At 64.0% G+C, this 18,291-nt stretch carries 16 protein-coding genes and 1 pseudogene; 5 read left to right on the top strand and 12 right to left on the bottom strand.

What is annotated here, in order from left to right:
• Nucleotides 1-169: 169 nt before the first annotated feature.
• The 5 genes and pseudogenes from ACPVPU_RS11210 to ACPVPU_RS11190 form a co-directional block, all read right to left on the bottom strand.
• Nucleotides 170-478: pseudogene (locus ACPVPU_RS11210) on the bottom strand (GTP-binding protein); the annotation flags it as partial.
• Nucleotides 478-1,425 (bottom strand): sulfate adenylyltransferase subunit CysD, encoded by a 948-nt coding sequence (gene cysD, locus ACPVPU_RS11205; RefSeq protein ID WP_448658022.1) that lies wholly within the window; start codon nt 1,423-1,425, stop codon nt 478-480. The pseudogene ACPVPU_RS11210 and the gene cysD, both read right to left, overlap by 1 nt.
• 48 nt (nt 1,426-1,473) lie before the next feature.
• Nucleotides 1,474-2,724: a WcaI family glycosyltransferase gene (locus tag ACPVPU_RS11200; protein ID WP_448658021.1), complete on the bottom strand. Its 1,251-nt coding sequence runs from the start codon at nt 2,722-2,724 to the stop codon at nt 1,474-1,476.
• A 4-nt stretch (nt 2,725-2,728) separates the two neighbouring features.
• Nucleotides 2,729-3,307, bottom strand: coding sequence for a putative colanic acid biosynthesis acetyltransferase (locus tag ACPVPU_RS11195; RefSeq protein WP_448658020.1), 579 nt, complete (start codon nt 3,305-3,307; stop codon nt 2,729-2,731).
• Nucleotides 3,304-4,452 carry a glycosyltransferase gene (locus tag ACPVPU_RS11190; RefSeq protein WP_448658019.1) on the bottom strand — a complete coding sequence of 383 codons (1,149 nt, stop codon included), beginning with the start codon at nt 4,450-4,452 and terminating at the stop codon, nt 3,304-3,306. Before ACPVPU_RS11190 ends, ACPVPU_RS11195 begins: the two co-directional genes overlap by 4 nt.
• Nucleotides 4,453-4,599: 147 nt before the next feature.
• Between ACPVPU_RS11190 and ACPVPU_RS11185 the strand changes: the two genes are divergently transcribed.
• Nucleotides 4,600-5,322 carry a 3-deoxy-manno-octulosonate cytidylyltransferase gene (locus ACPVPU_RS11185; protein ID WP_448658018.1) on the top strand — a complete coding sequence of 241 codons (723 nt, stop codon included), beginning with the start codon at nt 4,600-4,602 and terminating at the stop codon, nt 5,320-5,322.
• Here ACPVPU_RS11185 and ACPVPU_RS11180 read toward each other — a convergent pair.
• Together ACPVPU_RS11180 and ACPVPU_RS11175 are read right to left on the bottom strand one after the other, a co-directional pair.
• The gene (locus tag ACPVPU_RS11180; RefSeq protein ID WP_448658017.1) at nt 5,319-6,014 is read right to left on the bottom strand and encodes an HAD family hydrolase; all 696 of its coding nucleotides are present in this window, start codon (nt 6,012-6,014) and stop codon (nt 5,319-5,321) included. The genes ACPVPU_RS11185 and ACPVPU_RS11180 overlap by 4 nt on opposite strands.
• Nucleotides 6,011-7,579 (bottom strand): hypothetical protein, encoded by a 1,569-nt coding sequence (locus ACPVPU_RS11175; protein WP_448658016.1) that lies wholly within the window; start codon nt 7,577-7,579, stop codon nt 6,011-6,013. Before ACPVPU_RS11175 ends, ACPVPU_RS11180 begins: the two co-directional genes overlap by 4 nt.
• A gap of 199 nt (nt 7,580-7,778) precedes the next feature.
• Here ACPVPU_RS11175 and ACPVPU_RS11170 point away from each other — a divergent pair, with 199 nt between their 5' ends.
• The 4 genes from ACPVPU_RS11170 (at nt 7,779) to ACPVPU_RS11155 (ending at nt 12,510) form a co-directional block, all read left to right on the top strand.
• Entirely contained in the window at nt 7,779-8,843 is a 1,065-nt protein-coding gene (locus ACPVPU_RS11170) for a hypothetical protein (protein ID WP_448658015.1), read from the top strand.
• A complete protein-coding gene (locus tag ACPVPU_RS11165) occupies nt 8,844-9,998 on the top strand; it encodes a glycosyltransferase (RefSeq protein WP_448658014.1) in 1,155 nt (384 codons plus the stop codon).
• The gene (locus ACPVPU_RS11160; protein ID WP_448658013.1) at nt 9,998-11,056 is read left to right on the top strand and encodes an acyltransferase family protein; all 1,059 of its coding nucleotides are present in this window, start codon (nt 9,998-10,000) and stop codon (nt 11,054-11,056) included. Before ACPVPU_RS11165 ends, ACPVPU_RS11160 begins: the two co-directional genes overlap by 1 nt.
• An 83-nt stretch (nt 11,057-11,139) precedes the next feature.
• The gene (locus tag ACPVPU_RS11155) at nt 11,140-12,510 is read left to right on the top strand and encodes a hypothetical protein (protein ID WP_448658012.1); all 1,371 of its coding nucleotides are present in this window, start codon (nt 11,140-11,142) and stop codon (nt 12,508-12,510) included.
• Between the two features lie 13 nt (nt 12,511-12,523).
• On the opposite strand, the gene ACPVPU_RS11150 is transcribed toward ACPVPU_RS11155, so the two are convergent.
• The 5 genes from ACPVPU_RS11150 to fcl all read right to left on the bottom strand — a co-directional run bounded on the left by ACPVPU_RS11150 (nt 12,524) and on the right by fcl (nt 18,259).
• Complete coding sequence (locus ACPVPU_RS11150; RefSeq protein ID WP_448658011.1) at nt 12,524-13,555, bottom strand: hypothetical protein; 1,032 nt, start codon at nt 13,553-13,555, stop codon at nt 12,524-12,526.
• Between the two features lie 15 nt (nt 13,556-13,570).
• Complete coding sequence (locus tag ACPVPU_RS11145) at nt 13,571-15,091, bottom strand: endo-1,3-alpha-glucanase family glycosylhydrolase (RefSeq protein ID WP_448658010.1); 1,521 nt, start codon at nt 15,089-15,091, stop codon at nt 13,571-13,573.
• A gap of 126 nt (nt 15,092-15,217) precedes the next feature.
• Entirely contained in the window at nt 15,218-16,741 is a 1,524-nt protein-coding gene (locus ACPVPU_RS11140; protein WP_448658009.1) for a hypothetical protein, read from the bottom strand.
• The gene (locus ACPVPU_RS11135) at nt 16,738-17,169 is read right to left on the bottom strand and encodes a hypothetical protein (protein WP_448658008.1); all 432 of its coding nucleotides are present in this window, start codon (nt 17,167-17,169) and stop codon (nt 16,738-16,740) included. The genes ACPVPU_RS11140 and ACPVPU_RS11135 overlap by 4 nt, the downstream gene beginning before the upstream one ends.
• A 112-nt stretch (nt 17,170-17,281) precedes the next feature.
• Nucleotides 17,282-18,259 carry a GDP-L-fucose synthase gene (fcl, locus tag ACPVPU_RS11130; protein ID WP_448658007.1) on the bottom strand — a complete coding sequence of 326 codons (978 nt, stop codon included), beginning with the start codon at nt 18,257-18,259 and terminating at the stop codon, nt 17,282-17,284.
• Nucleotides 18,260-18,291: the final 32 nt, after the last annotated feature.

The following is an 18,291-nucleotide window of genomic DNA, read 5'->3' as shown; positions in this document are numbered from 1 at the left end:
TTTTTTTTTTTTTTTTTTTTTTTTTTTTTTTTTTTTTTTTTTTTTTTTTTTTTTTTTTTTTTTTTTTTTTTTTTTTTTTTTTTTTTTTTTTTTTTTTTTTTTTTTTTTTTTTTTTTTTTTTTTCTATGGCATGGCATGGCATGGCATGGCATGGCATGGCATCTTCTTCGAAGCGATAGGCGACGTCGATGGTGATGCCCTGTTCGCGCTCGGCGGCCAGCCCGTCGACGAGCAGCGCGAAGTCGATGGCGCCGCCCTGCGTGCCGACCCGCTTCGAATCGGCCTCCAGGCTTGCCAGCTGATCCTCGAAGATCATCTTGGAATCGTAGAGCAATCGGCCGATCAGCGTGGACTTGCCGTCATCCACGCTGCCGCAGGTGATGAACCGCAATAGCGACTTGCGCTGGTTGAGGTCGAGATAGGCGTCGATATCCTCGGCGATCAGCGCATCGGGGGTATAGGCGGGGGCGTCCGACATCAGAAATACCCCTCCTGCTTCTTCTTCTCCATGCCAGCGCCGCCGGCATCCTTGTCGATCACGCGGCCCTGGCGTTCGCTGGTGGTCGTCAGCAGCGTTTCCTGCACCACGTCGCTCAGCGTCGCTGCGCTGCTTTCGACCGCGCCGGTCAGCGGAAAGCAGCCGAGCGTGCGGAACCGGATCGACCGCATGGTGATGTCCGGCATCCGACCGAGCACGCGCTCGAGCCGTTCGGGGTCGTCCGCCATCAGCATCTGGCCCTGCCATTCGAAGGTCGGGCGTTCCTGTGCGAAATAGAGCGGTACGATCTCGATCCCCTCGGCCATGATATATTGCCAGATATCGAGTTCGGTCCAGTTCGAGATCGGAAAGACCCGGATGCTTTCGCCCTGATGCTTGCGGGCGTTGTAAAGGTGCCAAAGCTCCGGCCGCTGGTTCTTCGGGTCCCAGCGGTGGGCGGCTGTGCGGAAACTGAACACCCGCTCCTTGGCCCGGCTCTTTTCCTCGTCCCGGCGCGCGCCGCCGAATGCCGCGTCGAAGCCGTAATGGTCGAGCGCCTGCTTCAGCCCCTCGGTTTTCCAGAGGTCGGTGTGGAGCGCGCCATGGTCGAACGGATTGATGCCGCGCTCCTGCGCGTCCGGATTTTGCCAGACCAGCAATTCCATCCCCGCTGCCGCCGCCGCCTTTTCGCGCAGGTCGTACATTGCCCGGAACTTCCAGGTGGTATCGACATGCAGCAGGGGAAAGGGCGGCGGCGCGGGATAGAATGCCTTGCGCGCCAGGTGCAGCATCACCGCCGAATCCTTGCCGATCGAATACAGCATCACCGGCCGTTCGGCCTCTGCAGCCACTTCGCGCAGGATGTGGATGGATTCCGCCTCCAGCCGCTGAAGATGCGTCAGCCGCTGTGCCGATAGCGTCGGTTGCTCAAACGTCGTGCCCGTCATGCCGCAGCCATAGGCACAACGATGCCGGTCGGACGATCTAGATTATGTTTATCCGCCGATATTTTCATGCCGATGCGCGTGCACCCGCGCAACAGCCGTGTCGATGAAGCCGGCCAAAACGCCTTGGCGCGACCAGCGTTCGACCGCACGGACCCGCGCGGCGGCACCCAGGCGTTCCCGGCGGGCCGGATCGTCGATCAACTGTTCGATGGCGGCGGCGAAGGCTGCCGAATCGCCCGGCGACGTATTCACCCCGCAGCTGTCCACCTCTGCATGCAACGCCGTGCCGGGAGCGGCGGTGGCGACGACCGGGCGGCCGGACGCCAACATGTTCGACAATTTGGACGGCAGCACCAGATTGGCCATGTCCGCCAGCTGCGGCAGCATGTGCACGCTGGCCAGGCCGAGCAGATCGCTCAGCCGTTCGCGCGGTTGCAGCGGCTTGAACCAGATATTGGTCAAGCCGGCGGCACTTGCCTGAAGATTGGCGCGTTGCGGGCCGTCGCCACAGATCAGAAAGCCGATATCCGGCCGATGCGCCAGGTGGCGCGCCGCTTCGACCAAAATCTCGATACCCTGTTTATTGGCGATGTTGCCGGAATAAAAGGCGATGTTCGGCGGCAGGTCCGGCCAGTCGGTGCGATAGGAGGAAACGCCCGTCACCGGCTGGATCAGGTCGATATCGGCCCAGTTGCGGAACTCGACGATCCGCCGGTCGGGGATGCCCGCCTCGCGCAGCTTGTCCAGCATCGCGGTCGAGATCGAACTGCAGGTGTCGAACGCGTTCAGCACCCCCCGCTCGAACGACCGTGCGGCCCGCCCGACGCCGGATTCGCCGTTCAGCAGGCCAGTGGCGAACGCGGCATCGATCTCGAAATCCTGGACGTGCAGCCAGGCATGGGCACCGCACAGCCGGGCGGCAGCCAGCGCCGCCGTCGCGCCGATCAGCGACGGCGCCGTCGTCCAGACCAGGTCGGGCTTGAACGACACGGCAGCGGCGATTGCGGCGGGGGCCAGGCTGGCGGCAAAGCTGGCATGATGCAGGATGCGCTTTGCTCCGCCCGGACTAGCCGGCACATAATGCGGGCAGTGCGTCACCGGAATCCCCGCCTCGACCGCCCGTCGGTAGCCAAGGCCGCGATACCCGTCATAAACGCGCCATTGCGGGTAATAGGGCTTGCCCGAAATCACTCGCACCTCGTGCCCGGCGGCCTTCAACGCCTGGGCCGTGCCGGAGGAATAGACGGCGATGCTGATTTCCTCTGGCGCATAGTTCAGGGAAACGATCAGGATCTTCATTGGCTCAATCCGCCTTGGGGCTGTCACGAAAACGGCGTTCCTTGATGACCGTCGCCGGGTTGCCGGTTGCCACCTGCCACGCCGCCAGGTCGCGCATCGCCACGGCGCGCGCACCCAGCACCGCCCCTTCGCCAATGGTCACGCCAGGACCGACAAAGGCTTCGGCAGCGATCCAGGCACGGCGGCCGATGGTGATCGGCCGGGTGACCAATTGAAAATTGGGGTCGCTGATGTCGTGCGTACCGGCGCACAGATGCGCGCCCTGCGACACGATGGCATGATCGCCGATGACGATGCGCCCCTGGTTATAGATGGTTGCGCCCGGGCCGACGACCGCATGATCCTCCATCAGCAGATTGGGTGGATACCAGATGCGCGCCTTGCCATAGACCCGGACGCCGTGGCCAAGCTTCGCCCCGAACAGGCGCAACAGCATCGCGCGCCAGCGGTGCAGGGGCGGGGGCGTCCAGGCGGCGGCAATGGCCCAGACCAGGTTCCAGACCAGCCGGAACAGCCGGTGCGACAGGCTGAAGCTGGGGCCGCCCTCCGCCTGGTTGGATTTGGACGAATCCAGAATGGTCATGCGGCGGCACCCCCGTTGCCAAGCGATGCATAGATGGATGCCCAGCGTGCGCCGATGGCCGACAGCGAATAATCGCGGGCAGCCAGCGTTGCCGCCGCCTGTGCCATCGCCCGGTGGCGGGCTGGGTCCAGCGCGACGGCAGCGTCGATGGCGGCGGCGATGTCGGCCGCTCCGGTGCCGGTTTCGATCGACGCGCCCTCGGCAAAGCCCTGAGGCAGGTTGCAGCCGGCCGAATGGATCGTCGGCGTGCCCGCTGCCCATGCCTCGATGATGGCCAACGGCAACCCTTCGCTGAACGACGGCAGCGCCAGATAGCGCGCCTCGCGCAGCAGCCTGGCCTTGTCCTCGCCATAGGCCGGACCCACGAACCGGATACTCGACGACGCCTTTGCCGCCAGATGCGCCTCGAATGCCGCCATGTCGGCCGGTTCGCCCCAACCGGCGATCACCAGCGACCACCCGGCCTTCGCAGCCGATGACGCGTGCCAGCCGTCGATCAGCCCGATCAGGTTCTTTTTCGGGTGAATCCGGCCCAGCGCCAGCACATAGGGCGGATCGGGCTTGTCCACCACGACCTCGGCCGCTGCCACCGGATTGGCGACGACCTCTACTTGTGCGCGCCCCGTTTCGCGCCGGATGTCGTCCGCTTCGGCCGGGGTCAGCGCGTGAAACAGCGCCGCCCTGCGCCAGCTTTCCCGCTCATATCCCAGTCGCGCCAGTGCCTTTTTCGCCCGGCCGCGCGCCGTGATCCACGGGTCGAGCATGCCGTGCGGCGAAATGACCGGACGTCCACCCGTCCGCGCTGACCAGCGCGCCGCCGCTCGCGAGGGATACATCCAGATGCCGTGCAGATGCAGCGCATCCAGATCGGCGGCCAACAGCGCCGGGATCAGCGCGGGCGCAAACCCGATCTGAGCCGGCCCGATCACCGGAAATGCGTTTACCTCACCCGGAAACCGGTGCCGGTCGGTATCGCTGAACCGATCGGACAGTGCGAAGAGCAAGGGCACGCCGCCCTGCATGGCGATCGCATGGCCCTGGCCCACCACCGCCTCGAACACGCCGCCGCCCAGGCGGGACGCCCAGGCCGACAACAGCCCGATGCGCATCGGCCGTCCCCCGCGCCCTGCAGTGTTCAGCAGCATGGTCGTCCCTTTGCCCCACGGTGCCGGCTGCCCCGGCGACGCTGCTTCCTTATCGTGGTGCAATCATTTTGCAACGCGGCATGACTTTGCGCGGCCCCTTGTTTGCGAAAAGCCGCCATGCAAAGACGCCGCAATTCGGAGGTGGGCATGGACGTCAAGATCGTAATTCCGGCGCGGATCCAATCGACACGGCTGCCGCGCAAACCACTGGTGTCCATTGCCGGGAAGCCGATGGTGGTTCGGACGTTCGAGCGGTGCGTGTCGGTGATGCCGGCGGACCGGATTTTCGTGGCCACGGATTCGGCCGAGATCGCCGATGTCTGTGCCGCCCATGGCATCGCCACGGTGATGACGCGGGACGACCATGCGACCGGGACCGACCGGGTGGCGGAAGTGGCGCAGATCCTGGGCGGGGACGTGTTCGTGAACGTTCAGGGCGACGAACCGGTGTTCAATCCGGAGGACCTGACCAAGCTGCTGGCAGCGGTGGCCGGCGATCCCCATTCGATCATCAACGGCTATTGCCCGATCCACGACGCCCAGGAACATGCCAGCCGCATGGTGCCCAAGGTGGTATTCGATACCGAAGGGCGATTGCTGTACATGAGCCGGGCACCGATCCCGGGCGGCAAGAGCGGCGAGTTCCGCTTTGGGTACCGCCAAGTCTGCGCCTATGCCTTTCCCGCCACCGCATTGGCCAGGTTGCGCGCGCATCCGACCAAGACCCCGCTGGAAGAGGCGGAGGACATCGAAATCCTTCGCTTCCTGGAACTGGGCGTGCCGGTGCGGATGATCGAGATGTCGGACAAGTCGATCCCGGTCGACCTGCCGGAGGATGTGGCGCGGGCCGAGGCGGCGCTGGCGGGTTAAGCCAGCGCGCGCAAATCCTCGATCGCTGGCCATCCGGCTTCGGCGCTGGCGGTGGCCAGTGCCTCGCGGACAGTGGAATAGGCCGACATGAACAGAAAGTCGGCGCCCGATTCCGTGGCGGCTTTCAGGTCGGCCAGCGCGTCCCCCACGAACAACAGCCGTTCGTCGGGCCGCCCGCCCGCATCCGCCCGGTGCGCCCTGACGCGCGCCAGATTTTCGACCTTGGTTCGGGGCGAGCCGTAAATGGCCTGAAAATACCGGGCCATGTCGCGTGCGACCAAAGTGTCGGTCAATTCCGCCTCGTCGCTGCCCGACACGACATAAAGCCCGCGGCCTTGCCCCGCCCGATCGAGCGCGTCGCGCATCCCCGGCGTTTCCGCGACCTTCAGATAGCCGCTGCGACAGGCAGCGCCATAGGCGTCGAGCAGCTGATCCAGGGCAACCGGCACCGTCGGCCCGAATTGGCCCGACAACAACAGTTCGAACAGCCGATAGCGCGATGTACCGAAATTGGCGGCCTGAAACGCGGAAAACGCCTCTACAACGGCCGGATCGAACCCGGCATCGGCAGCGACTGTGCGAAAGGCATCGATCTTGAACCGGTTGGAATCGAGCAGGACGCCGTCGCAATCGAATACGACGACGGCATACCCGTTGAGCAGGGACGGCACCCCGGCCATGCCGCGATTCACGCGACCAACGCTTGCGCCTCGGCATAGACCGACCGCACCGGCAGCGCGTAGCGGGTCGGCGTCAGGCTGGCGATGGTGATCGACCCGTCGGCGGCCAGGCCGTCGATAGTCGCCTGAATCTCGTTCATCAATTCCTGCTGAGCCACGGTCGCATCGTCATACCCGTCGAACCCGACCAGGAAGATCGTGCTGGCGGCGATTGCCCGTGCCGCACCGGCGGCCAGGGCAAGCGGGCCGATGTCCGAAATCGGGCCAAGCTGGTCGCTGCCCGCCGGGCCGAACGGTGCGGCCTGGAAGATGGGGCAGCCGATATTGGCCGGAACCGAGCCACGGAAACGGGGCGGATTGGGCACGACCACCCCTGCGATCTTGCCGTCCACCGCGCCGTCCGGCAGGTGATGCGCAGCATCGCCGGGCAGGCAGAGCAGTTCATAGGTGCCGAACGCGCCGAGCAGGTCGGCATAGCGGGTGTTGGCATGGATTACCGCCGCACCCGAAGTTTCGACGAACCGGCGGATCGCCGCGCCGTGCCGCTGGACACTCGGGCCGCCACCGATGATCAGCGTCACCCGGCCGGCATCGGCGGGCAGGCTGTTCTGTCGCAGTTCGGGATAGGTGGTCTGGTCGACCGATCCGCTGCTCTGCTGCTGCAGCGCGCGGATGACGGTGACGGGGCCGTAGCGGTTCTTGCCCAGCCAATCCATCACGTCCTTTTGCGGCAGATTGGCCGCGCCCGACATCATGTAGGGCAGGTTGGTGCCCCATTTGTAGATGGTGCGCAGCTGTTCGAACCGGTCGACGATATGGGCCGTCGCCTCCAGCGCGTCGCCATCGTCGGCGGCCTTGTGCACGATCAGCATTTCGGTGCGGGTGTTGCCCGCCCCGCGACCCATGCCGACAAAGGTCGCATCGATCACCTCGGCCCCGGCGGACAGGGCGGCGAGCGCGTTGGCATAGCCGAGGCAGGTATTGTCATGGCCGTGAAAGCCGATGGGCGTGCCCGGAAATGCTTCGCGCGCCAGGGCGATCTTTGCCGACACATCGTCGGGCGTGCACCCGCCGAAGCTGTCCACCAGCGACAGGATGTCGATGCAGTCGGCATTGCCGCGCAGCGGATCCAGTTCGCGCAGGTCGGGCGAATATTTGGACAGGTACATGGTGTTGAACCCGACCTTGAACCCCAAGGCCTTCAGCGCGCGCGACAGGGCCAGGCCCTTGACGAACTCGCTGGGCGCGATGGCCATGCGCACCATGTCGACGATGCCGACCAGCGGCTTCAGATAGGGTTCGATCATGTCGGGCTGCCAATCCTTGGCATCCAGCATCACGACCAGCGATTGATCCGCGCGCAGCCGATCCTTGACCCATTGCAGCCGCGTCCTGTCCAGATAGCACCATTCGCCGCGATAGCCGGGCTTTGGCGGGCTGCAATATCCGATCTCGATATGCTCGACCGGCACCCGAGCGACCGAATGCAGATATTCCTCGACCAGATCCTCGTCGAAATCCCAGTTGGTGTAATACCCGCCGTCGCGCAGCGTGCAGTCCAGGATTTGATACGACATCGTCTTCTCCGCAGGGTCAAGGCATGCAATCCGGCAAGGAAGACCAAGCCGCGATCCGTCATCCCCTACACCAAGATTTCGCCGATGCGAAGCCCGTTGCACGCCCGGCAATCGGGCCTGCACCCCGTTTCGGGGCAGTTTCTGTTGCACTGCGCCAGCGGGTTTTGTAACGCGCGCCATGAGGGAGCAGCAGCCGAGCATGACCGATATCCGCGCCGATCTGAACGATTGCTTCGCGGATGCAGCATCCGACGCGCCTATCGTCGCATCCGTCACCACCCCTTACCAGCTGATGTTCCTGGAGCGGCTGGTTGCGGTGCTGGCGCCGCGACCGATGCTGCTGATCGATCAGCGCCCGGCCAAGTTCCGCGACGGACGCGCGCCCCGGCTGGGCGATGCGAAGATCATATCCCTGACCATCGACGGCAATGTGATGCAGCCGGAAAACCTGGCCCGCATCCGCGATGCGATGGCCCGGATCGAGGCGATGGTCGGCGACCGGCCCTTCACCTTTCTGTGCGCATCGCTGGCGTGGCCGTTCAACAACATGGTCTATACCCGCTGGCGCCGCCGACCGGGCGTGCGCATCGCACTGAGCGAGGACGGGCTGTCGACCTATCTGCGATCCGGCCAGTCCGGCAACTGGATGCTGCGCAGTATTGCGCTGGAACTGATCGGGCGGGTGCGCGGCGCGCCGGCCCGCACGCTGTTTTCCGGGCATCCGCTGGGACTGGACCAGCCCGATGTCCGCACGATCTTTGTCGGCAGCGACCGGGTGGTACCGACCGATGGCGGCGACCGGTACCGCGTCGTCCCGCCCGATGCCCGGCTGGCGCAGGCGGGCAGCCGCGATCCGGCCCGGGCGGTGTTCGTCGGCCAGCCCTATCTGCGCGATTACGGCGCGCCGCGCATGGCCGCCTTTGTCGATCATGCGCTCGGCTGGCTGCGCGGGCAGGGGGTGAGCACCATCCACATCAAGCCCCATCATTTCCAGTCGCCCGAGGAAATCGCGCTGTACACCGATCGCAGCTGCATCCTGGTCGATCCGCCGGTGCCGATCGAGGAGATGATCGGCGACAGCGATTACGGCGTCATCGCGTCGGCGAACAGCACGGCGCTGATGACCGTCAAATCGATGCTGGGCGACACCATCCGGTCGGTCGCGTTCGATCCGGCCGCGTTCCGCCAGATTCAGGAACGGCGCGATCCCGCCGACATCCTGGCGGTCTTTCGAAAGTTCGGCGTCGAGGTGATCGAGGCGTAAATGAGCAGGGCACCGCGCCGCGCCATCGGCTTTTACTGGCATCATTTCTCCGCCTATCACATGGACCGGTGCGAGGCGCTGGGCCAGGCGCTGGCGGGCGAGGCGGACGTGATCGGGCTGGAAGTGGCCAGCACCAGCGTGAATTACGGCTGGGGCGAAAGCGGCCAGGGCAGGCATTTCACCAAGGAAACGCTGTTCCCCGGACAGGTGGCGGACCGAATCGGCGGAATGGCGCGGCTGCGCAAGATCATCGCCATCACCCGGCGGCGGCGGATCACCGACATGTTCCTGGCCGGATATGAGCGGCCCGACATCTTTGCCGCGGCCATCGCACTGACGCTGATGGGCGTGCGCGTGTATGTGACGCTGGATTCCAAGTTCGACGACAAGCCGCGCCGGTTGCCGCTCGAGCTGGTCAAGGCCATGCTGCTGCTGCCCTATCGCGGCGGGTTTGCGGCGGGACGCCGGGCGCGGGAATATCTGAACTTCCTGGGCCTGCGCCGCCGCCGGGTGACGGAGGGGTATGACACCGTGTCGCTCGACCGGTTGCGCACCCTGGCCAGTGCGCCGCCCCCGGCATGGGAGCAGCGGCCATTCCTGGCGGTGGCGCGGTTCATTCCCAAGAAGAACCTGGGAACGCTGATCGCCGCCTATGCCCAGTTTCGCCAGCGTCATCCCCAGTCGCCCCGCAGGCTCAACCTGTGCGGTGGCGGACAGCTTGAAGGGGAATTGCGGGCGCAGGCGGATAGGCTCGGCATTGCCGATCACGTCGATTTCATGGGATTCCTGCCGCAGCCGGCGATTGCCGATGCGATGGCCGGTGCCCTGTGCCTGTTGCTGCCCAGCCGCGAGGAACAATGGGGGCTGGTGGTGAACGAGGCGCTGGCGTTTTCCCTGCCCATCCTGGTGTCGAACAATGTCGGCGCGATCGACACGCTGGTCCGTCCGCTGGGCAACGGGTTCGTGCTCGATCCCGAAGATGCCGCCGCATGGGCCGACGCCATGGACCTGATCGCGACCGACCGGCCCTTGTGGGAACGCTTTGCCGCGCATTCGGCGGAGCGAGCGCCGCTGGCCGATGTCAGCGCGTTCGTCGATGGCGTGTGCGGCCTGACCGGCATCCGCGCGGCCGAGCGGGCGGGAGAGGCCGCCTGATGCGCTTTGCCCCGCTGACCGCCCATTCGGGTGAAATGCTGAGGCTGGACCTGTTGCGGTTCATCGCTTCGGTCGGGATCATGTGGCACCATTCCCACGAATTCTTCTATCCCGAGGCTCAGCGGGCGATCATCACGCGCCAGTCCCAGGCGATGGCGCTGTTCGTCGACCTGTTCTTCGTGATTTCCGGCTTCGTCATCGCCTATGTCTACCGCGACAGGGTCCGTTCGCCGGGCGAGTTCGGACGGTTCATGCAGCGGCGGGTGGGGCGGCTGGTGCCGCTGCACTGGTTGACGCTGGCACTGGCCTGGGCGTTCTGGAGCATCATCGCCCGCATGAACATCGGCACCGACCATCCGGTCGACCTGTCGGCCACCTGTCTGGGCCAGACGGCGTTCCTGACCCATGCCATCGTCAATTGCGCGGGTGGCAGTTCGCCCAACGGGGTCAGCTGGTCGATCAGCACGGAAATGGTGCTGTACCTCCTGTTCCCGCTGCTGGGGCTGTTGCTGCGGTTTCCGATCCTGTTCGCGGCAATCGGGCTTGCGGCCCTGGGCGGCGGCATCGCCCAATCGGTCGCGCTGGATGTGGAATGGGACAAGATCTATCCGCCTCTGCGCGGCCTGCCCGCATTCATGCTGGGCATGGCGCTGTGCCGGTGGCGCGACCGGCTGGGTTCACTGAACCACGGATCATGGGCGGTGCTGGCGGCGGTCGCCGTCACCTTCGTCCTGATGAGCAGCGGCGCGCCGCAGCTGATCGTGCTGGCGGGTGTTTACCTGATCGCGGCACTGGCCGTGGCAGCGGACATGAACGGCGCGCCGGGGGCGATGGTCACCCGGTTTGCGCCGCTGGGGCAACTGACCTACAGCATCTATATGTGGCATGCGCTGATCATCATCGTCGTCATGAACGCGATCGGCGACAAGCTGCTCAAGCTGTCCCTGTTCCCGATGATCGGGCTGGCGATGCTGTGCTATGCCCTGGTGTTCGCGGTGAGCTATCTGTCGTGGACCCTGATTGAAACGCCCGCGCGCCGGTGGATCGATTCATGGTAGCTGGCGTAACTGGTCGTCGGCCCACTATGGCCACGCGCACTATCCCGCATAGAAACGAGCAACTGAGCGGATTTGTGGTCGCCATGATCCTGGCGTCCATCGGTTTTGTGGCATTAGCGATCATCGGAAACACGCCCACGGCCAGGTCAGCGGACCCTGTTGTCGCCGGAATGGTCGGGCTGTCGTTCATCTTTGCGCTGATGGTGGTCGGATGGACATCGGTTTCGTCCAAGATGGCGATTTCGATGCAGACGATGATGCTGTATTTCGCCATTTTCCTGGCGTTGCCCGGCTATTCGCATCTGATGCACAACCAGTTTCCGTTCGTCAGCACGCGCTATTCCAACGACATCATCCGGCAATCGTCGTTCATCCTGATCCTGTTCCTGGTTGCGAGCACCTGGGGATATATTGCGGCTTCCAGGTTTGTCGGTCGTGCCGCGCCGAGAGGCTTAGCTGCTGCTAATCGGCTTTTCCCGAACCAGCTGCTCGCAACCGGCATCGTGATGGCCGCCTATATCGGCACCATAGGATATGTTGCGACTGTGGGCATTGGTCAGGTGTTCAGTCTGCGCGGCGATGTCCAGCTCGTGAACGTCAATGCGGCGGGTAGCGGTTTGCTGATCGCAATGCCGCGCATCATCTGCGTCGTCGCGCTCGCCTATTCGATTTCCATCTGGCGATTCACTCAGAAACGCCAGTTGGGCATCGTCCTGACGATGGCCAGCCTGTTGCCCGGGATCATTGCATTGTGGCCGCCGATCCTGCCGCGCAGTACCCTGTTTGGGTTCATCCTGTTGATTTCGATGCTTTTCATCGATTTCTCGAAAATCAATAATCGGCTTTTCTTGAGCATCGTCTATTTCGGCGGCGCTGTGATCGCAATGCCGGTCGTAAACGCCATCACGCGTGGCGAGCAGTCGCTGTTCGATCTGTCTTTTTCCGACATCTTTTCCGTCTATGTCATCTCCGGCGACTTCGACGGATTGCAGTCGATGAACAACGCCATTTTGTTCACCGAGTTTGAAGGATATCAATGGGGTTTGCAGCTATTGTCGGCGATTTTCTTTTTCGTGCCACGCTTGATATGGCCCAGCAAGGCCGACCCGACAGGTGCCGTCGCCGCTGATCTTGCAGGATACAAGTTCGTCAACGTCTCGATGCCGCTGCCTGCCGAATTTTACGTGGATTTCGGTATCGGTGGCGTCGTTGCGGGCGGTCTGGTGGTGGGCTGGATCCTGTGCCGAATTGACCATTTCATCAATGCGAACTGGCACGCAAATGCCAAGGGTCGACTGGTGGCGGGTGCTTCGGTCGGATACGCCATTGCCTTGTACAGAGGAACGCTGATCGGCGTCGTGGCGCCCATTGCCGTGCTGGCCGCATTGATCTGGATCATCAATGGCTGGGGGTTCTACCGCCGATCCAATCGCGGACCCCTGCCGGCGAGGTAGAGGTTGCAGCAGGTCAGTCGTGCCCCGGTTCAAGATACCGGTTGATGACGGATTCGTTATGCTTGCGCATTTCGTCGTTGCGATGCCCTTTTTCTCCCTTTGGCATGTCGCTGGCATTGTATTGTGACAACTGCCGGGCCGCTTCGTCGGCCTGATTCCACGGCAGCGCAATTGAAGGCTGATCGATCACGGTTGCAAAGGACTGGCTGATCGATCCCTGGCGCAGGATTGCCGTTTTGGCGAACTGCACCGCCCGGCCAAATATGCCGGATGCCTGGTCATAGGATGGGGCGTAGCAGCACCAGATCAGGTCAGACGCCTTGTAAAGGTCCAAAAGCTCATCGTCATCGATGCGCCGGTTGATCAACATACCGCCATCAGATTCGAACTGTGCTGCTGCGCCGTCCGATCCCGTGACCACTCGTCCCGCCGACACAAACAGAAACCTGTCGCGCAGCGACGGAACCTGGTGCCAAAGGTTCGCAAAGTAATCGAACCCCTTGTCCGCAGATTGCGTGCCGATGGCCGTCACAATCATCCGACGTCCAGCAAGTGCGCGAAGCCGCGCCGCCATTTCACCTGGCTCTCGCATCAATTGCTCGTTCGAGAGGTCGCAAAGCTCGGGATCGTAAATCCAATCATTGACGTAGGGCGCGATTGCCGGGTCTGCATCCACGGGAACGATGGACACCAGGCCGGCGCGGGGAAGCGACCGGACCAGCCGCATCAACGCCCGCTTGATGCGAAGCGACATGCTGGTCGAACGCACGGCATAGCTTGCGCGAAACACCAGGCAGAGCGTCGGGCGGCCCATGATCGACCGAAAGGCCATGGTCGCCAGATTGGTCAGCGTGCGCTGTTCCAGCATGGGCAATATCAACGGGCCAGGCGCGAGAACCGCGTTCCGCAACACGGTTTCGACGTTCATATTCCGGCCCATGCGATCGCAATGCGCGGCAAAATAGGCAATGTAACTCAGCCGGTGGCCGTCGCTCGATTGTTCAAACAGCGTGACGGTCGATTGTTTGCCCTGATCAATCGACATGCATCAGTTCCCCCGTCAGCGCGCAGGCCGACGGGTTGTTGAACCGCCGCCATAGGTCGCATCGTGCCTATTCGGCTTGGCCTCAATCTGCCAATCCCCGACTTCGCTCAACACCATTTTTCCCTCGCGCTCCAGACCGAAACGGGGCCTGCCGGGCGCTGCCGGTACCCGTATCGTCTGAAATCCAGCCCCCACATCGAACCGGTTTGTTTTTCCGGCCAATTCCACGGTCAATGTCCCGGGCCGCGTCAGCATCGCGATGACCTCGATCTCGTTTTGGAGCGGATAAGAACCCGCTATCAGCTGGCGTGGTCCGCGCGTTGAATCGTTGATGGATACGATTTGCCGACGATGAATGTAATAAAGAGCGTCGCGGAGCAGGGTGGGCGCACGACGGGCCTTCATGCGGGCAATGTAATAGGCATTCAGGTCATACCAGACGAACTGGCTGAACGTGGACGGGGCGAACTGGCTGGATTCCGAATAATCGTTCCAGGTGATCAGGTGGACAAAAGGTGTGCCGGTGCTCAGCGCAGCATCCCATTGCCGCCGGAACGACAGGCTGTTGTGCGATTCGCTGATCAGGCCATCCTTGGGACGATAATCCTGGGTGGCGATTGGGGCGATCCAGCGCCGGACCCCCATGTTCGCATAGTCACGCTGATAGCCAAGATGCGATTTTGCCGCGTTGGGGGTCCGATCCCCCCAGATCGAAATGGCCCATGCTTGATCGATCAGGTCGCGCGATTTTGCCGTGTCGATGTAAAGGGGCACGAAGGCCATATCGATGCCCTTTTGCCTGATCAGGCTGAAAAACCGGGACCAGAATTGCTGTGGCCTGCGGTCAGGCGAAATGGCGATAACCATCAATTTGCCGCCATCGACGCGGTGGGCGGATGGATGCCGGGAGAAAGTCTGGATCAGATCGACGATCGTTTCGAGCGCAACACCGTCAAGCCCATTAAAATCGATTTCGGGAATGATCGAAAAGCTACGGTCGACCGCCGCCGCAGCGTCCAGCATCATGGTGGCCGTGCTGCTGAACACACTGTTCTTGTTGATCGACAGAATGTCGATGCCGAATGCATCGATACCGATCCGGACGGCTCGGGCGACATCAATGGCAAAGTTGATCTGGTTGAAGCTGTTCAGCGATCGAACCGGAACCGGCAATGGCCGTTCGCGTAGCGATCCGCGCTGAAGCCGGTATTTGCCGCCTTCGCCCTCCGGATTGAGGAAATGCCGGTCGTAATAATCGGCGCCGGTCGGGCGGTTGTCGATATTGGGCCGGTAGAAGGGGAAATAATGTCCGATGACTAGCGTACCACCCTGTCCCGTCCGGCCAGGGGCGAAGGGAAAGGCGCTGGCCGGGGATTCGGCGGCGACGAACTGGCGGGCGATTTCGCCGATCGCCTGCCAGTCGGTCGGCTCATCCGGGGCTGCCGACAGCGCATGGGCGGCGCGGGCCGCGGTGAGCGGGGGCAGGGCGAGCAGGGCGGCCAGCAGCGACCGGCGATCAAGGGCGGAATCATGCATGATTCCAGCCTATAGCGTCATTCCTGAACGCAGGGCGACCGGCCGTCGCCCCGGACGCTCGCCCTGCCGCGCCCTGCAGTCGGTTTCAGCTTCGCTGAAGCGGCACGGGCCGGTGCCGATCCGACTCTAGCGCCAGCGGGCGATCAGGTCGATCAGATCGGCCGCCATCATGTCGCCCAGGAAATCTTGCCCGTCCTGGGTCAGGTGCGCACCGTCCGACGTGTTCCAGAAATCGCTGTTGCCGGTGCCCGTCACGGTCCCCGCCCGGCCCCCCGGCGTGATGACCTCATATCCCGGCCCCCTGAGCGTCAGGAACGCCGACCGGCGGCCCTGGGGGTCGTGCACCGCCTGAGCGGCGGCAAACCCGGCCCGGACTGCGGCATCCTTTCCATCGGCCGGGTTGACCAGTGCGGCGCGCAGGATCCCGGTCTGCACCAGGAACAGATCGGCATAGGCCGGGGTCGTGAACGCCTGATGCCAATAGGCGGCGACTTCGGCCTGCAGGTCGGCGTCGCTGGCGCCGCTGTCGTTGATCGATGCTTGCGTCACCAGCATCGCAGCGGTCAGCCGGTTGTCGGGCAGTCGCTGCGCAAAATCGCCCAGCCGCTGGCGATAGGTGGACACGGTGCCGCCATTGGTCGCCAGAAAGCCGGAGCCGCCCCGGCCATTGTGCCAGACATCCTCCACCCCCAGCCGCTGGCCGATCCGCCACGGATAGCCGCCGGCGGGATGCAGGGTAAAGGTGTCGCCATAGCTGTCGGTCATGAAGAAAAGGCGCGGCCCGGCCACCGGCCATGGGCGAACGACCGAATGGGCCGGCACGCGGACGCCCTTGAACTTGGCATTCGCGCCGAACATCTCGATCCGCCGGACCCGGCGGCTGCTGTGGTTGGAAAAGCGGGGGTTGTTGATAGCCAGGGTAAAGGTGGCCCCGCTGCCCGCGCCGCTCGACTGGGTGGCGGCGGCGGCGCCCGGCAGCGCGGTATAGCTGCCATAATCGCGGACATACCAGCGTTGCACCGCGCCGCCGCCATCCACGCCGGTGACCACCAATTTCATCGCCCGGCCATTGTTTGTGCCGCCCAGCACGGTCAGCACATCGCCGACGGCATGGCCGGTGCCGCCCGATACCAGGGTCTGGCTGGCCACTTCGCCCTGGACATCGGTGCCGAAATCGACGCGGATGTAGCGGCTGCCCCCGGCATTGGGCATCACGATCGATGCGGAGCGCGCCATTGCCTGACCATCAACGGTGATCCAGAAGCTGCTGCTGCCCAGCCAGTCGCCCACCTCGATCTCGAACGCCGGCGCGTCCGTTACGAAGCGCTGCGACCACACGCCGCCCGCCTGGTTCGGCCCGCCGGGCGTGGTGACCCAGCCATTGGATACCGACCCGTTATAGGGCACGCCGACGCCCTGCACCGCCGCGCCATGCGCCATCCGCACGCGGCGATCGGTAAAGGGGATGGTTTCGCCGTCAGCGATGCTGCTGGTGAACCCCGCGCTCTGCGTCAGCCGGGGCGGGTTCGCCATGATCGGCATGGCATCGCCGTAGCGGAGCTGGCGTAGCTGGTTCAGCCGGACCAGGCGTTCGGCGGCGCTGTTCGCCCGGCTGGCCAGGCCGCGCGCGATCAGGTCCGGCCCGCTCATTGCGCCATCCGATAGTTCAGGGTGCCGCCCGTGATCGTGCAATCCAGATAGAGCGAAACGCCGGTCGCGCTTTCGCTCCACACCGGTTCGTTGGCGTTGCCGGCGAACCGCGCCCAGGGTTCCCCGGCCAGGGTCAGCGGGTGCCGCGTGGCGCCGCCATCGTCGGAACGCTGTACGATCACCTGTCCGGTCCAGCTGCCCGACAGGGTCAGCATGACCTGCCGGTCGCATTCGGGCAGGAACGGGCCGATCAGCTGGCTGGACGATGCCGTCCCCGCCAGCGGCGTCGACCGGGCGGCAGCGCGGCCCAGCGCGACGGGCAGGGGACGGGCGGGATCGACGAACTGCGCATCGGCATCGCGTTCGCCGTAAGCAAGCGCCGCGACCGGCACGAACCGGGCGGGAGCACGCACGACTGGATTGGACATGGACAGCCTCCACAGCAGGCCACGCGAATCGCCGCGTGACGGGGAGGCGGTCTATGTACGCATTTTGTTCCTGTAGGACAGACCCGTGGCGCGGGCAGCCGGACGGCCGGGTTCAGGCGTGGGCGGGGGCCATGCCGCGCGCATCCTGCATATGCGCCAGGAAGTCGCGATAGGCGTCGGCAATCCCTTCGCGCAGGCCGATGCGGGGTTCCCATCCCATCGCGCGCAGCTTGCCGCTGTCCATCAGCTTGCGGGGCGTCCCGTCGGGCTTGGTGCTGTCCAGCAGCAACTCGCCCTCGAACCCGACTACTTCGCACACCAATGCGGCGACGTCGCGGATCGTGATGTCCTCGCCATAGCCGACATTGACGTGCGGCTCGTCCGAATAATGCTGCAACAGGAAGACGCACGCATCGGCCATGTCGTCGACGTGCAGGAATTCGCGCATCGGCGTGCCCGTGCCCCACAGCGTCATCGACGGCGCGCCGGCCAGCTTGGCCTCATGCGCCTTGCGGATCAGGGCGGGCAGGACATGGCTGCCGGCCAGGTCGTAATTGTCGCCCGGGCCATAGAGATTGGTCGGCATGGCCGAGATGTAATCGACGCCGTGCTGGCGGCGATACGCCTGGGCCAGCTTGATCCCGGCGATCTTTGCGATGGCATACCATTCGTTGGTCGGCTCCAGCGGGCCGGTCAGCAACGCTTCCTCGACGATCGGCTGGGGCGCCAGTTTCGGATAGATGCAGGACGAACCCAGAAACAGCAGCTTTTCCACCTCAGTTCGGAATGCCGCTTCGATGACGTTCGCCTCGATCATCAGATTGTCGTACAGGAAATCGGCGGGATAGCTGTTGTTGGCGTTGATGCCGCCGACCTTGGCCGCGGCAAGCACCACCGCGTCCGGCCGCTGCGCTTCGAACCACTGGCGGACCGCAGCCTGATCCTTCAGGTCCAGTTCCGCGCGGCTCGCCACCAGCACTTCGCACCCTTCACGGGCCAGGCGGCGGACGATTCCCGATCCCACCATGCCGCGATGCCCGGCAACGAAAATACGCTTTCCCGACAGGGAATAGGGGGCGGCGATGGTCATGCATGGGTCTCCGGTGAGCGTCACCCCAGGAT

It is taken from the genome of Sphingomonas paludis (genome assembly GCF_053502515.1).
Note: the sequence above shows the minus strand (reverse complement) of the source record. Positions and strands in the feature narration are given on the sequence as shown.